Annotated in this window: 17 protein-coding genes, 1 tRNA gene and 1 pseudogene; 4 read left to right on the top strand and 15 right to left on the bottom strand. The window is 61.1% G+C overall.

Translation table 11 applies throughout. The annotated features are described in order from the left end of the window. Window positions 1-43: 43 nt before the first annotated feature. The 4 genes from OJJ21_RS17050 (at window position 44) to OJJ21_RS17035 (ending at window position 1,634) form a co-directional block, all read left to right on the top strand. Window positions 44-133 (top strand) — tRNA-Ser (locus OJJ21_RS17050). Window positions 134-694: 561 nt separating this feature from the next. After that, window positions 695-1,003: a hypothetical protein gene (locus OJJ21_RS17045; RefSeq protein WP_297688043.1), complete on the top strand. Its 309-nt coding sequence runs from the start codon at window positions 695-697 to the stop codon at window positions 1,001-1,003. Continuing rightward, a complete protein-coding gene (locus OJJ21_RS17040) occupies window positions 1,000-1,212 on the top strand; it encodes a type II toxin-antitoxin system HicA family toxin (protein WP_297688041.1) in 213 nt (70 codons plus the stop codon). Before OJJ21_RS17045 ends, OJJ21_RS17040 begins: the two co-directional genes overlap by 4 nt. Then, window positions 1,212-1,634 carry a hypothetical protein gene (locus OJJ21_RS17035; protein WP_297688039.1) on the top strand — a complete coding sequence of 141 codons (423 nt, stop codon included), beginning with the start codon at window positions 1,212-1,214 and terminating at the stop codon, window positions 1,632-1,634. The genes OJJ21_RS17040 and OJJ21_RS17035 overlap by 1 nt, the downstream gene beginning before the upstream one ends. 79 nt (window positions 1,635-1,713) lie before the next feature. Here OJJ21_RS17035 and OJJ21_RS17030 read toward each other — a convergent pair whose 3' ends face one another. The 15 genes and pseudogenes from OJJ21_RS17030 to OJJ21_RS16960 all read right to left on the bottom strand — a co-directional run. After that, window positions 1,714-2,145: a hypothetical protein gene (locus tag OJJ21_RS17030; protein WP_297688037.1), complete on the bottom strand. Its 432-nt coding sequence runs from the start codon at window positions 2,143-2,145 to the stop codon at window positions 1,714-1,716. After that, window positions 2,142-2,702: a hypothetical protein gene (locus OJJ21_RS17025; protein WP_297688036.1), complete on the bottom strand. Its 561-nt coding sequence runs from the start codon at window positions 2,700-2,702 to the stop codon at window positions 2,142-2,144. The genes OJJ21_RS17030 and OJJ21_RS17025 overlap by 4 nt, the downstream gene beginning before the upstream one ends. Further along, window positions 2,702-3,262, bottom strand: a complete 561-nt coding sequence (locus OJJ21_RS17020; protein ID WP_297688035.1) for a hypothetical protein — start codon at window positions 3,260-3,262, stop codon at window positions 2,702-2,704. The genes OJJ21_RS17025 and OJJ21_RS17020 overlap by 1 nt, the downstream gene beginning before the upstream one ends. A 121-nt stretch (window positions 3,263-3,383) precedes the next feature. Then, window positions 3,384-4,775: a phage major capsid protein gene (locus OJJ21_RS17015; protein WP_297688034.1), complete on the bottom strand. Its 1,392-nt coding sequence runs from the start codon at window positions 4,773-4,775 to the stop codon at window positions 3,384-3,386. Between the two features lie 224 nt (window positions 4,776-4,999). Beyond that, entirely contained in the window at window positions 5,000-5,554 is a 555-nt protein-coding gene (locus OJJ21_RS17010; RefSeq protein ID WP_297688033.1) for a hypothetical protein, read from the bottom strand. Between the two features lie 564 nt (window positions 5,555-6,118). Beyond that, window positions 6,119-6,304, bottom strand: a complete 186-nt coding sequence (locus OJJ21_RS17005; RefSeq protein ID WP_297688032.1) for a helix-turn-helix domain-containing protein — start codon at window positions 6,302-6,304, stop codon at window positions 6,119-6,121. Then, window positions 6,301-6,813 (bottom strand): hypothetical protein, encoded by a 513-nt coding sequence (locus OJJ21_RS17000; RefSeq protein ID WP_297688031.1) that lies wholly within the window; start codon window positions 6,811-6,813, stop codon window positions 6,301-6,303. The genes OJJ21_RS17005 and OJJ21_RS17000 overlap by 4 nt, the downstream gene beginning before the upstream one ends. Continuing rightward, window positions 6,810-7,601, bottom strand: a complete 792-nt coding sequence (locus OJJ21_RS16995; RefSeq protein ID WP_297688030.1) for a hypothetical protein — start codon at window positions 7,599-7,601, stop codon at window positions 6,810-6,812. Before OJJ21_RS16995 ends, OJJ21_RS17000 begins: the two co-directional genes overlap by 4 nt. A 5-nt stretch (window positions 7,602-7,606) precedes the next feature. Then, a complete protein-coding gene (locus tag OJJ21_RS16990) occupies window positions 7,607-7,840 on the bottom strand; it encodes a helix-turn-helix domain-containing protein (protein ID WP_297688029.1) in 234 nt (77 codons plus the stop codon). Between the two features lie 133 nt (window positions 7,841-7,973). Next, entirely contained in the window at window positions 7,974-8,459 is a 486-nt protein-coding gene (locus tag OJJ21_RS16985) for an RNase H family protein (RefSeq protein WP_297688028.1), read from the bottom strand. A 22-nt stretch (window positions 8,460-8,481) separates the two neighbouring features. Further along, window positions 8,482-8,862, bottom strand: coding sequence for a hypothetical protein (locus tag OJJ21_RS16980; protein WP_297688027.1), 381 nt, complete (start codon window positions 8,860-8,862; stop codon window positions 8,482-8,484). Between the two features lie 96 nt (window positions 8,863-8,958). Next, window positions 8,959-10,206, bottom strand: a complete 1,248-nt coding sequence (locus OJJ21_RS16975) for a site-specific integrase (protein ID WP_297688026.1) — start codon at window positions 10,204-10,206, stop codon at window positions 8,959-8,961. Between the two features lie 175 nt (window positions 10,207-10,381). After that, on the bottom strand, window positions 10,382-11,245 hold the full coding sequence (locus OJJ21_RS16970; protein WP_297688025.1) for an FkbM family methyltransferase: 864 nt from the start codon (window positions 11,243-11,245) through the stop codon (window positions 10,382-10,384). A 65-nt stretch (window positions 11,246-11,310) separates the two neighbouring features. After that, a complete protein-coding gene (locus OJJ21_RS16965) occupies window positions 11,311-11,514 on the bottom strand; it encodes a hypothetical protein (RefSeq protein WP_297688024.1) in 204 nt (67 codons plus the stop codon). Window positions 11,515-11,661: 147 nt separating this feature from the next. Next, window positions 11,662-14,033, bottom strand: a pseudogene (locus tag OJJ21_RS16960) (heme utilization protein); the annotation flags it as partial.

Here is a 14,033-nt window from a genome sequence, read left to right as displayed (position 1 = left end):
AACCCTCGACGCTGTTCGGTCGGTGCGGTAAAACCCGGCCGCTGGACAGGTGGCCGAGTGGTTTAAGGCAGCGGTCTTGAAAACCGCCGTACCTGCAAGGGTACCGTGAGTTCGAATCTCACCCTGTCCGCCAGTATGCCATAAAAATCAATTACTTATGCATATTTTAGTCCCTGTACCATCTTTTAAACCATTCATATTCATAGGATAGTGCGAGCAGTGTTCGCAGCCTCCCGGCGATCGGCGAACGACGTTCGCCAAAAGCGCACCGGGTGCGTTTCAGCCTCGACCGGCTGCACAGTTGCGAACCGTGTACGCCCCTCTGACCACAGCATGCGCTGCTTGCCGGAGTCGCAAGAATGATTAATCGTAAGGGCCCATCCCCTAGGCCAGGTTCCAAGTGCCAATCACCAGATTTTGTGGTTATGGACCGGCGGAACCGTGACCGCCAGCACAGCGTTATGCAATGCCACTGGACGATTATAGGCCCTTGCAACACATGGGTTTAACAGTCTGTTACCGGTCCAAGCCTCAGGATTCGCATAGGCTCCATGCCTCGTAAGCATAAAGCACGGCTTGCTTGGCGACGGGTCAAGTGTAGAGTACGACCCAGTACCGCCTAAAGGTCAGTCTGGGTTCGCATGGTGGCGTGCCTGGGGGGGAACCGACCAGAAGCAAACAAGGACGGTGCCTGATGAAGAACATGATTCTACGTTGCTATGCAGAGGGACAGCCCGGCCAATGGGAAGCTGTCTGCCTCGATTTCGATCTCGCCGTACAGGGCAGTGACTTCCGGGAAGTGATCGACAGCCTACAGGTCGCTATTCGCGAATATCTTGAGATCGTCCACGAACTCCCGGTCGAAGAACGTGCGCACTTGATGGAACGCAGATCGCCGCTGAGCATGCGGCTCAAGTTTGCATGGCATGTTCTGCGCTCGATTTGGGATGGGCGAAACGGCGCGAAAGGTCGCGCCGAATTCACCCTACCCTGCCCTGCTTGAAGTATCGGGACTTTATTCGAATCCTCCTCGATAACGGCTTTGATCTTCACCGCCATACCGGCGGCCACCGCCACTACAAGGGTTTCATCGACGGCAAGACGCGACTGGTCACGGCCTCCGGCAATGACAACGACGACGTTATGGCGAAGAATTTCAGCTCCATGATCCGACAGTCGGCCCTACCGCGCGACCTGTTCCCGCGGAAGTGATGACGTTGATCACGCCCTTGATATGCTTGGGCCATTGCGTCGATAAAAAAGCCCCGCTCCGCGGGGCTTTTCATTATGAGCCGAGGGGAAGCATGAGGATAGCTATTTGCACACTCATCCTGCTGGCGATCTTCAGCACGGCCAAAGCAGAGGTGAACGTAGAGGCATATCAAAAAACAATGGAAGCTGGCGGTAATTCTGCTGCATTGATGCAGGCATATATATCCGGCGTGGGGCGTGGGTACTGGCTAATGAATTACTCAGCCAAAATGTTCTGCCCGCCAGAAGCGTTCATCGCTCAAGGTACAAATTTCACAGCCTGGATTAATGACATGATACGGAGTGGTGTTGCGAAACCGGACAGCAACATAGAAATTGCCCTCCTTGTTCGATTGCTTGAAGTATTTCCTTGCAAACAATGACCGATGACAAAAACCGACACGCCCCACCCGCGGGGTTTTTCTTTGCCTGGTATACCGTTTCCTTTCGTGGTCAAGTTGGTTATTGGCGCGCGGTCTGCCATGCCAGCAGCGCGGTTCGCATGGGAACCTGCATGATGCGCTCGGGGCCAGGCGCGTATGCCATCATGCCGCCGCAGATGCCGAGGCACGGCCGGCCAGAATTCTCCAGCAGCACCACGTCGCCGCGCTGGGCAAAGGTCCATGATATTTCCGGGAAGCCGACCACTGCGCCGGCCGCGCGCGCGGCCTCGGTGACGTCCGCCGACCCATAGGCGTCCTGCATGCGCCGCGCCATGCCGAGCGCGGTCGTGGGGCCTCCGCGAAGTGGCGGAACCGGGTCGAGGCCGGTCATTTCGATTATGCAGTCCGCAGCGAACAGAACACAGTCATTTACACCCCAGGCGAACGGGTCGTCTTTGCGCTTTGCGATGTAGTTGCTCAATCGCTCGGGCCAATTCTCGTATCGGATCATGATTTCCCCAAGACGATGGTGCGATCCTGTAGGCTGGCGACATACCGGAACCCCGTGTCCGTGGCGTCCCTGATCTTTTGATCTTCCGGGGTCATGCGGATGGTGCGCGGGCGCCGAAGGGTTGCCATAAGCGATTCGGTGCTGACGATAATTGTGCAGGTTTCGGCGCCGTCATCTGTCGCCGGCACCGCGACCGTAGCTTCATCCCAGACAATCGGATCCGCGATGATCCGGCCGTCTTCTGTCAGACCACCAAGCCATGACCGCGCCGGAAGGCCCTGCCGCATGTCGACGGCAACCGAGGAAATCAGAGAAGTCGGGACACCAGAGAGCATGTAGGTGGCGCCGGTTGCTTTGAGGTCGGTCGTTTCTTCGGGTGCTGAGACACTACCAAAGGCCCCGACTCCGACAAATTCTTTGCCGGCCCAGGTGATCGTACCGAGGCCGGACCATGCGCGCACCGCGCCCGCGTTCGTTTCCATCTCGAACAGCAGGATTGGCCGTTTCGATACCGCCTCGGCAAACGCCTGCATGTCAGTAGTAATTCCGCGCGACATTAGGTGATCTCCTTCGCATAGGGTGGGGCGCTTAACTGCTCCCCATGCTGTTCGTTTGCCGGCTGTCCTTCCCAGTCGAGCCCTATTGTGCTGGGCTCCAGGCCCTGCCAGTGCTGGAATGACAGGAACGCAGCGCCGCGCGGGCCGACTTCGCCGCTGTGCCAGTCTTCGGGGCCGATATGGAAGCCGACAGCGCGCAGGCGCGGCAGGCCGTCGATTGTCTGGCTGAAAAAATCGCAGGGGCAGATCGGCTTGCCGTTCTTGCGAATGGTCAGGTCGCCAGAAACGAACATATCGAAGCTGTCGACGTTCGGGTGACGGTGCGGCGGTATTACGGTGCCGGGCGGGAAGGTGAATAGCTGCGCCTGGAATTGGCCGGAGCGATAGAGCAACAGCCCAGATATGTCGCCTGCCCAGGCGATGCCATCTTGCGGCGCCATCGGGAGCGATGGCCCCTGCGTGCAGAACCACTCGACAAACTCGGGTAACGGTTCATCGGTCGCGGGGGCGAAAGGCGGCGGGTTGGCGGGGCGCGGTTTGACGATGCCGTGACGGTTCAAGATCGAGCCCCATCACTGCCGCGCTTCGCACTCAGGCGCCTGGCAATAGCTGCCGACCGCATACTTGCGGCCGGCAGCAGCATGCTCGGCGCGACGGAGCCTACCCACTCGCCGGACATGATTAGGAGGTCTGCCAGATTTTCTTGATGATCGCAAAAGCTTCCGGGTGGAAGAGCGCGACATCGGCCCGCATGACCACACGAACGAAAACCTGATAGTGCGTGATGCCAGACGTCGTACCGTCGCCTCCGGTGTTGGTAACCAGAAGCTCGATATCGTTTCGCAGGCCGATAACCACGTTCGACCAGTCACCGACAAATGCAATAGTCTGATTGGCCGGGCTGCCGCCGGTATCCATGTCTGTGGGGACATTGCCCGACGCGTAGTGCTGCAGGTCTGTGAACGATTTCGGCGGCTGCAGCGGCTGGTTCGTGGTGTCCTTCAGGCGATCAAATTCGCCATAGGTTCGCGGCGCCGCAATCATGGCCGTGGGTTCGTGGTTGTCCTCGCGCACGAGCTGCACCGCGCGGGATACCGGGTCATAGTTGGTAAGCGCCGCGTCAAGTGTGTAGCTGTTGACGTTGCTCGTTTCGTAGATGCCGCGCGGTTCCGGCGCGGCACCGCTGCCGACCAGGCAGACGCGATCGAGTTCCAGGCCGCAGCCCTGGGCAAGCGCATTTTCTACGGCGGTGCCGATATTCGGGGCGTCGTTGAAAAGTTCGTTGCTCATTTTGACATAACCGCCGATCACCCTCGCGGTAAGCGTCACAGCATCGAGCGTCATGTCGCTGGCGCTGAATGCCGAGTTCTCGCTTTTCCATCCGACAGTCGGGTCACCGGCATTCTTGGCGAATGTCAGTGTGTTTGATGTCATGGGAACGACCAGTGCGCCGGCGCGGACGACAGCAGCCTGTTTCCGCATCTTGTCGATGAATTGCGCCGACAGCGGAGCCGGCACGGCATAACCGCCGGAGCTGCTCGGCGAAATCGCCATCGTGCGAAATTCGCTTTCCGCCTCGGGGCTGGCTCGGCCCGTAATAACTCGCGCGGCGAAGTCGCCGAAGCTGATTCCGGTACGCTGGTTTGCTCCGATAGCCTGGGCGAAGCTGTCCTTGCGGCCGAGCGCCCGCACGGCGGCGCCTGTTTTCACGTCCACGAAACGGTGGCCGGTGGTCTCACGGTTGCCGGAACCGCCGTCACTGTCGGGGAGTATGCCTCTCATGTCGACGGTGCCTGCGGAGCTGCGCTCATCACGAAGGTCGATTTCGGCGCGAAGCACAGACGCCAGCATGCGCATGTCTTCGAGATCGTCGGTTTCGGGCTTGGTGAGGTCTCGATTTTCCGCTTCGGCCCCGGCCAAAATTTCACCGGATGCGGCCAGGATTTCAGCGCGAAACTTTTTCAGCTCGGCATCGGTTGCGCCGGATCGTGCAACGGCGATCAGAGACACGTCGCCGCCGTGCTTGGTGAATGCGCGCCGGATGGCGGCCTCTGTACGCTGGGAAATGTTCATTCGTTCGTCCTTCTATCGGGCCAGCCGGCCCGAACATCGGAACCGGCTGGCACTGAGCTGCGGCGCATCCCTGCGCGGCGGGTTGGCGGGGCGTTTCTCAACGCTCCAAATTTTGCGGCCTCGGCCGGATTTCCTTTGTCACTCTGCCTTCCCGGGTTTCGATCCAGCCTTGGTATACTCGGCGCGGCACGCGACGCCGTAGAGGTCCGGGATGGCACTAAATTTCAACCTATCAGCGTGGCGTCATGGCCGGTATTTCCCGCCAGCTCCATTGCAAATCCCTGAAGGACGCCGCCGTTGTATTGAACGTATGTACTGATTGGGTGCGTGAACTCTCCCTCGGATTGCGCTGCGGACTTCTCAACAAAGCCGAATTCGTAGACAGGCTTATCCATTTCGCTTTTGAAATGGATGGCTGCATAAGGCCAGTCTCGGCAAATTTGCACTTTGGCGACAGCCAGCCGGCGCTTATCGTCTGAGAGGATTGCGGAGAACGCGTCGCCGAACGTTCGAGCGCCAGCGAAGCCGTACTCGTCTCCGTTCGTCGGCTTCATGCGATTGATTTTCGCTGCAAATGATGCGGCCTCGATCAGACGCGGCGCCGCGAGGGCTGCCAGGAATGAGGCTGCGTGTTGAGGCGTGATCTCAGGCGCTGCGTTTCCTCGACCACCGATTGGCAGCATCCCTGCTTCCCGCAGTTGCCTGGCAGTGTGGTCGATCGTGGACTGTGAGAATGGGCTGAAGCGGCGCACCGCATCTTCGAATCGTCTAGCAATCATATGGCTTCCTTTTGAACTTTCTTCGATTGAACTACACAAACGAAGAAACTGCAATAGAAAAAACTGCCGTTAACGGAATGCACTAGAGGATTGGCTAAATTTGCTGGTTTTCCGGGCCTCACAACAAAACTAAAAACTCGCGCGTGACGCCGCGAAACTCAGATAGGGGGCCCGGCTTAAGGACAAACGAGGCCCCCTCGAGTTTTTTGTTTTGTTGTCCGGCTGAATTTATTGGCGCCTAAAATTTAATTCGCATGAGCAGAAATTTGGCCCGATGCGCGGCATTTGGCGCATACCCGCTGGATACTCGGGATCCCCCGGGGGGTATTCTGCTTTCCAGCCGATTTCGGCCGCGTACCAGTCGACCACGGCGGGCTTCTTCCCCATCGTGGCGTCGATCGCGTCTCTGTCCCATCGCGGCAGTTTCGGTGACAGATACGTGGGCGTCGGCAGTTTCCCTGCTTTTACGAGCCGAAGCAGTGTTTGCGGGCTGATCGACAAATATTGTGCCGCCGCCTTGAGCAACAGATACCGTGGCCTACCCTCATCGGACATTCACCACCCTCACTGCGTTTCATTATCGCCGCTGGCTTCGATACGCTCGACCTCGGCGGCGCTGATTCGCCATAGTTTGCCGCCGAGCTGAAAGCCTTTGATTTTTCCGGATTTGAGTAGGGTGCGGACGTGGCGCGAGCTGCAGCCCCAGCGCTCGGCCAGGGTTTCGGGTGAAAAGGGTTTTTGTGTGTTCACAGTATCCCAATTTTTCTCATAGCGGCCTCGCGGGCGGCGATGCTCTCCGGCGTCACAGGTGCCGGGTTGCCAGGCGGCAAGGCGCGGGGCTCTAGCAGGCGTTTCAGCCTCGCGGCCTCTTTGCGTAGACGGAACCGCTCAGCGTCAAGCACAGCCTTGACCTCTGCAAAGCTCGGGAACCATTTAAAGGCGCCGGCTGCGGCTCGGAGACTGTCTTTCGAGAAGCAGCCCGCCTCATGGTCGAGCATATCGATGTAGAGTGAAACTTTGCGTTCCGCGTCGTCTGCCGTCATTTGTCCGGCTGTAGCGATACCCAGCGCAATCAGCCAATCCGCTTTTACTTGTTTCGTTGCTGGCTGCAATCGCGTAGGCATGGCTGCCAACGCTGTTCGGGCTTGGCTAAGCATGGCGCCGGATGGCTGCGCCGGCGGCATCCAGTTGCCCGCGCCATCTTCCGCGTGTAGCGCGGTCCATAGTGATTGTGCGGCGGGTATCGAAAGCTGATTCATGAAAAACTCCTGCCGTCCATGGTGGTAAAGGCATTCCCGCTGGGGCGGTTTTTAGATGGTGCGCGGTCGTATCCGCCTTCCATCAGCCGGGTGAAGCTTTTCTGTTGCAGCAGAAAATCGAAATCCGCTCGCCACCCGCTGTCGTTTTGGCCGTGCATCCACCCAGCCGCCGCCACCTTGCTGAGTGCATAGCGCCAGCCATCCAAGCCGCCGGCATCTGCCAGCCTGCGGCGTAGCTTTTGGCGCCGTTCGTCCGTAAGCTTTGCCGCCCTGGCAAGGCCATACTGCTCAGCCATTTCGTTCCATGCGTTGAATGCCAGCACAGCATCATCGGCGACCACTAGAGTCTGGTTCCCTTCATTACCTTCATTACCTTGATTCTTCTTTGTCCCGGTGCTGTCCCGGTGCTGTCCCGGTGCTGTCCATAAAGGTGTCTCGCTTACTGTCTCGGTTTCGTCTGGTGAAGCCTGCATTTCATCATATTTGCAGATACTTATGATGAGTTGGCCTGTCTCGTTTCGCGTCTCGATTAGTGTCTCGGTTTTTAAACGGCCGATGAATCGCTCTACGACGCCCTTCCCCCAGCCCCACCGCTCAGCAAGGAACCGGATTGAGTGTGAAAGCTCGCCGCGCTGCAGCTCGACCGTCTTGCCTGCAATGCTGACTTTCGTCGGCTTCCAGCGGGCCTCTTCGATCAGCCATACCCATGCTTGCGCGCGGCTAAAGGGCTCGCCTCGCCATGCGGGGTGGTCTTGCCATCCTCGCGGCATAAGGAAAAAACCGGCCATACGCTCTAGGCTTTTTCCACCTTGTACGCCGGCAGTGAGTCGAGCCAGGCTTTCAGGTCGGTGGCGAGGATGATGGTCCGCGCGCCGTTTTTCCGCGCCGATAGCTCGCCGCTGTTGATCCTGTTGTAAAGCGAGCGCCGGCTGATCCGCGCGGCCGACGCGGCCTCTTCGATGGTGTAGGTTAAAGGCTCCATGCGGTTTCCTTTGTGTGGTTGTGACGTGTTGGCACGCAGATACATGCAGTAAATTCAGATATGACACAGAAATAGGGAGCCGCAACAATCGGCCCCCTATTCTCTTCCCGAGACGTTTCTAGGTTTTGTTGTTGCGGCGACCGATTTTCAATATCTGGTAACGCCTCACAAATCGGGGTTAGGCGGCCAGGCGCTGTTGTGAGTCTCTTGCGCGCCGCATGGTCGACCGCGCGAGGAAATCGCAGCTCGCATTGAGCCAGCCTGCCCCGCCGCCGGCCTGGTGGCCACGGACATGGCGCAACACCAGCCGAGCGCCTGTGCCCCGCACAAGCTCGCGCACGGCCTGCAGTCCGGCCTGCGTGGCCGCTGGAGCCATCGCGGCATCGATGGGCGGCAAGTCCGCCACGGCTGTTGAAGAGGCCGGCAGCGCGCCCAGGATACTCCCGAGCGCGGTCCGGCTATCGCTCATCACGACAATCTCGCCCGCAAGGCCGCCGGCATCGGACAAGGCGCGCAGGCCGTGTGCGATGGCGTGCAGCTCGGCCGCGTTGCCACTCATTACCGGCAGCGTGCCGGCCTGCCAGAATGCCCGCCCGGCGGGAGGCTGCACCCATGCCGCCCATGCCGCCGCGCCGGCTATGTCGTCAACGCTGGCGTCGGCCATGATTTCGGCGTGTGGCGCCGGATCAGGCCGCGTCATAGGGACCACCGATCTCGGCCAGCATTTCGAAAACGCGAAGCTCTACCCGGTCGAGGTAGTACTGCCGGTCCCGGTCGCGGCTGAGGTGGTCAGATATGCGCGTCATGCGCCGGCCGAGGGTGCCGCGCGGGTTCACGCCACGAGATCGCCAGTGGCGCACGGCGAATGCCATAGGTGCGTCGGCATCGCCAGCGGCCAGGGCCGCGCCGGCACGCTCGGCTTGCCGCAAGGTGAAAGGGTCAAGGGTGTCGGGGCTGGCGAGCAGCCCGAACAGAAACCCGCGGCAAAAGACGCGGTCGTCTGGAATCTGGGCAGCCGGTTGCACTTTGCCCCCGCGCCGGGGGGTAGTATTCTGTTGGGTGGCCATGTCCTTGCGCTCCATACGCTCGGTTGTGGTCAGGCCTCGGTGCGGTGCTCGTAACACCCGCCGGGGCCGTCTATGCCCGGTTCCGCCGGGCGCGGTCTATCTGCGCCGCTTGGCGCCGATCTCAACCACCTTCCCGGCTTTCGCCTTTGGGGCCTCAATGAATCGCTCCCATGCGTCCATCATCTGGCGCCGGCGGTCGAATAGATCAGTCCGCCTGTAGGCTGCCTCGACCTTGTCGGATATGGCGTGCGCTAGAGCCTGCTCGGCAACCTCGCGCGCAAAGTTGGTCTGCTCGCTACACCACACGCGGAAGCACGTTCTAAAGCCGTGCACCGTCAGGTCGTCGCGGCCCATCCGCTCCAGCAATTTGAGCATCGCCATATTCGACAGCGGCGCGGCCTTGCCACGGCCGGCAAACAGATAGCCGGTGCGCAGCGCCTCGGGCGTCTGTCTCAGTATCTCGACCGCGCGACCCGACAGCGGGACGCGATGCTCTTTCCCGGCCTTGATACGGTCAGCCGGCACGGTCCAGACCGCCGTCTTAAGATCGATCTCGGCCCATGTCGCGCCGATGGCTTCGCCTGTGCGCGCCGCTGTCAGAATCACAAACTCCAGCGCGCGGGCTGCCTCGCCATCCTGCTTACGCAGCTCGGCCACGAAAGCGCCGATCTCGGCATAGGGCAAGGCAGGATGGTGCTGCGTGCGCTTCACCCGCCCTTTCGCCGGTAGCAGGTTCGCAAGGTGGCCGCTCCACCGCGCCGGGTTGTCGCCAGTGCGGAGTCCGCGCGCCGCTGCCCAGTCTAGAACCGCCTCAATCCGACCGCGCAGGCGGGCGGCGGTCACGGTCTTCGTGGCCCATATCGGCTCCAGCGCGTTTATAACCATGGCCGTGTCGATCGCGCGGACCTGCACCCGGCCGAATTTCGGGAAGGCATACAGCCGGAGGGTGGCGTCCCACTGTTTCGCATGCTTGGCCGAGCGCCAGCCGGCGGCATGCGCCTTCACATACCGGCCTGCGGCTTCCTCGAATGTCATGCCGCTGGCGTTCTCTGCCGCGTTGGCGGCCTTCTCAGCGCGCGCGGCCTCTATGGGGTCTATTCCCTGCCGCTTTAGCCGCTGCAGCCGTAGCGCCTCGGCTCGGGCATCTGCCAGCGAAACAACGGGCCACGGGCCTAAGCCCATGTCGCGCGCCGTCGTGCGACCTTCCATCCGGTAGCGGAAAATCCAGGCTCTGCCCCCGCCGGGCGTCACGCGCAGATAAAGGCCCCAGCCGTCCGCGTGCATGCCGGGCTTTTTCTTGCCGATGCCTACTGCGCTGAGACGCTCTTTCTTGCGGGTGCCCATTTGCCAGCCCATCTTTGCCGGCTTCATTCTGTTGCACAAGATCGTCATGCGTCAACAGGCAAGTGCACAGACCCGCGCAGAATGCAGCTATTTTAGAGGTCTTTTTGCATGCCGGTTCACAGCCTTGCGCGGAGTTAGATTTTCACCCTGTCCGCCATCCCCCACCCGAGACCGATCAGCCGGCCGCGGCCGGCGCTGGCTTGGTCAGGTTTGTCATGTAGGTCGGCGCGACGGCCAGGCCGGTGCGCCGGTCATGTTCCAGCAGGATATGCAGCACCAGATCGTAGGACTGGTAGCAATCGTGCAGGATCGCCGCCATCGCCAGCAGCTGGCGCGGATCGAGCCGCGACAGCTTGGTGAAATCGCGCACGAAGATCGCATCCGCCCACACCGTCTGGCTCAGCCCGGCATAGATGTTGTTCTCCACCAGCATCGGCTGGATGGTGCGGCTGACGGTCGGGAAGAAACGATGGAAGACATACCCCTGGCTGCGCAGGAAGACATCGACATCGCCGAAGAGCGGCTGATCGACATAGAGCGGCAGGAATTCGACTTCGGTCTGGATCACCAGGGCATCGGCCAGCCGCGCGGTGGCATTCTGGAACACCATCAGCTCGCCGCCCTGGATATCGATCTTCACCAGATCGATACCCTTGGTCTCCGGAATATCGTCAAGCCGCTTGGTATCGACATCCAGGGTCGAGACGACCTCGCCCCAGCGCGGGAAACCGTGGAACAGGCCCAGCACTTCCGGATTCGGCGTCAGCAGCGAGCTCATGCCCGAACTGGCGCAGAGATTCAGCGTGTGGCGTTTGCCATCGCCGATGGCATGCGGCAGATAGGTTTCGGTCGGCCCCTTCTGCTCATTCAGTTTGGCCAGCGCGTCCGGATTGGGCTCGAAGCCGACGATATCGGCATTGCCGCCGCGCAGAAGCGTGGCATAAGGCGGCGCGCCATCGATCGGGTTCGCGCCGATATCGACGATCTTGACCCGGACCGAGGCATTGGTAAGGGCGTGGAACGAACCGGGTATGACCATACTATCCTGCCTTGTCTGACTATCGCGGGGCGCTACCCGTTATTATTCGTTCTAAGCGCCAATGCTTACTGTTTGGTTTCCCGCTTCAGCAGGTCGCGAACCGCTTCCGAGATGCGCAGCCATTCGATGGCGCCGTCGCGGTCGCCATCCTCGGCCAGCATGGTGGCCCGGTTCGCGGCGATCTTGAGTGCCCGTCTGCCATGGAACTTGAAGAGCAGCCCGGCAGTCCTTGCGGGCTCCAGCCCCCTGCCCGTCCGTTCCTCACTCATGACATCCTCCGTGGCTGACCGGCCATTTTGGCCTGTCGCCAGTCTCTCGCTTGGCAAAATCCCGCATTTGCAGCCTGCATCCCAGCCATTGCCGGGCTGAATCTCTAAGGGAAGCCGCGCGCCGAGACAAGAATTCTCTCCGCATCCTTAATCGAGGGCTGCCAGCCAGGCCTCGACCTGCTGATCGTTGAAGCCCAGGATCTGATTCTCGGTCAGCGCATTGGCCTGGGTGGTGCTCAGCGCGGTAATATTGGTTGTCGTCAGGGCCGAAATCGCAGTCGACGAGATCGCCACAATCTGCGCGACACTGAACTCGCTCATATCGGCCGCATCCAGGAACCCGATCTGGGTGGCGGTCAGGCCCGCAATCTGCGCGGCGCTGAACAGCTGCACCTGGGTCGTATTAAGAGCATTGAAGCCGGTTTCGATCAGGGCGCCGAGCTGCGCAGAAGTCAGGCCGGCGAGCGCGGTATTGCTCAGGGCGCCCACCTGGGTTTCATCCAGTACGCCAACCTGCGTCGTCGTCAGGCCCTTTACCTGGGCCGCGGTCAGCACCCCAAGCTGCGTGGTGTCCAGGACATCAAGTACCGCCGTGGTCAGCGCCCCCAGCTGGACCGAGGTCAGACCGGCGAATGCCGTGGTGCTCAGGGCCGCGACCTGGGTATCTTCCAGCGAACCGACCTGCGTCGTCGTCAACCCCTTCACCTGCACTGCGGTCAGCGCGCCGAGCAAGGTGGTGGTCACTTCGTCCAGCTGCGTGGTGGTGAGCGCGCCCAGCTGGGCCGAGGTCAGTCCGGTCGCGCGGGTGGTATCGAGGCCGGCAAGGCTTGTGCTGCTCAACGCCACGATCTGCGTCGTGCTCAAACCACCGAACTGCGCAGACGTCAGTTCGTTGATATCCGCAATCTGCAACTCGTTGATCTGAGTGGTGGTCAGGCCCCTCAGCTGGGTTCCGGTCAGGGTCTGGGCCTGGGTGGTATCGAGCTGCGACAGATTTTCGCTGCTCAGCGACTGCAGTTGCGCGACCGTCAATCCCTTGATCTGCGTCGTCGTCAGATCGGCCACATCCTCGGTGGTGAACGAGGAAATCTGCGTCACGGTCAGCGCGGCGATCTGCACGGCCGACAACACCTTGCTCTGCGTGGAATCCAGCGCATTCAGCGCCGTGGTACTCAATGCCGCCACCTGCGTGCCGGTCAGACCGGTCAACGCCGTGTTGCTCAGCGCCGTCACCTGCGTGGACTGCAGGGCACCGATCTGCGTCGTCGTGAGTCCCTTCACCTGTGTCGAGGTCAGCGCCGCGAATACGGTCGTTTCGAGGGTATCGAGCTGAGTCGTGGTCAGGCCACTGAGCTGAGTGGCTGCGAGGCCGGCAATCGCAGTCGTGCTCAGCGCCGAGAACTGGGTGTCTTCCAGCGAGCTGATCTGTGTCGAAGTGAGTCCCTTCGACTGGGTCGTGGTCAGGGCCGCGAAAACCGTGGTGTCCAGCACGTCGATCTGCGTCGTGCCGAGCGCGCCGATCTGCGCCGAGGTCAGCGCCTGGGTCTGGGTTGTCTCCAGCGTCGACAGGATCGTTGTGTTCAGGCCCTTGATCTGGGTCGTGCTCAGGTCTGCGATCTGGGTCGTGCTCAGTTCGGCGACATCTGCGACATCGAGGTCGTTCAGCTGCGTCGTGGTCAGACCCCTCAGCTGGGTTCCGGTCAGGGCCTGGGCCTGGGTGGTGTCCAGCTGCGCCAGATTGGTGCTGGCCAGTGCCCTCAGCTGCGTCACCGTCAGCGCCTTGAGCTGCGTCGTGGTCAGGTCGGCCACGTCAGAGGTGTCCAGCCCGGCGATCTGCGTCGTGGTCAGGGCGGCGATCTGCGTGGCCGCCAGGGCCTTGCTCTGGGTGGTATCCAGCGCATTCAGTGCCGTGGTGCTCAATGCTGAAATCTGCGTCGCGGTCAGACCCGTAATCGCCGTCGCGTTCAGAACAGAAAACTGCGTGCTGTCCAGCGAGCCGAGCTGGGTCGTCGTCAGGCCCTTGAGCTGGGTTGAGGTCAGACCGCCGAAGGCCGTCGTGGTCAGCGCGCTGAACTGTGTGGCGGTCAACGCGCCCAGCTGCGCCGAAGTCAGCCCGGCTGCCAGCGTTGAGGTCAGTTCGGCCACGGCGGTCTCGCTGACCGCCTTGATCTGCGCCGTGGTCAGCGAGCCAAGCTGCGTCGATGTCAGGTCCAGCAGATCGGTACTCTCGAAGGCCGCGATCTGCGTCGTGGTCAGCGCTTTCAGCTGGATTGCGCTCAGCACCTGAACCTGGGTGGTATCCAGTGCGATCAGGTCGGTGGTTTCCAGTGCGGCCACTTGTGTCCCGCTGAGACCCTTCACCTGAGTCGATGTCAGCTCACCGATATCGGTGGTTTCGAGATTGGCAATCTGCGTCGTGGTCAGCCCGGTGATCTGCGCTGCGGTCAGGGCCTGGGTCTGGGTGGTATCCAGCACCGACAGGGTGTCGCTGCCCAGCGCCCTCAGCTGCGTCACCGTCA

Origin of the sequence: Ferrovibrio sp. (assembly GCF_025869515.1) — a bacterium.
In the GTDB taxonomy this organism is placed as follows: Bacteria; Pseudomonadota; Alphaproteobacteria; order Ferrovibrionales; family Ferrovibrionaceae; genus Ferrovibrio.
Note: the sequence above shows the minus strand (reverse complement) of the source record. Positions and strands in the feature narration are given on the sequence as shown.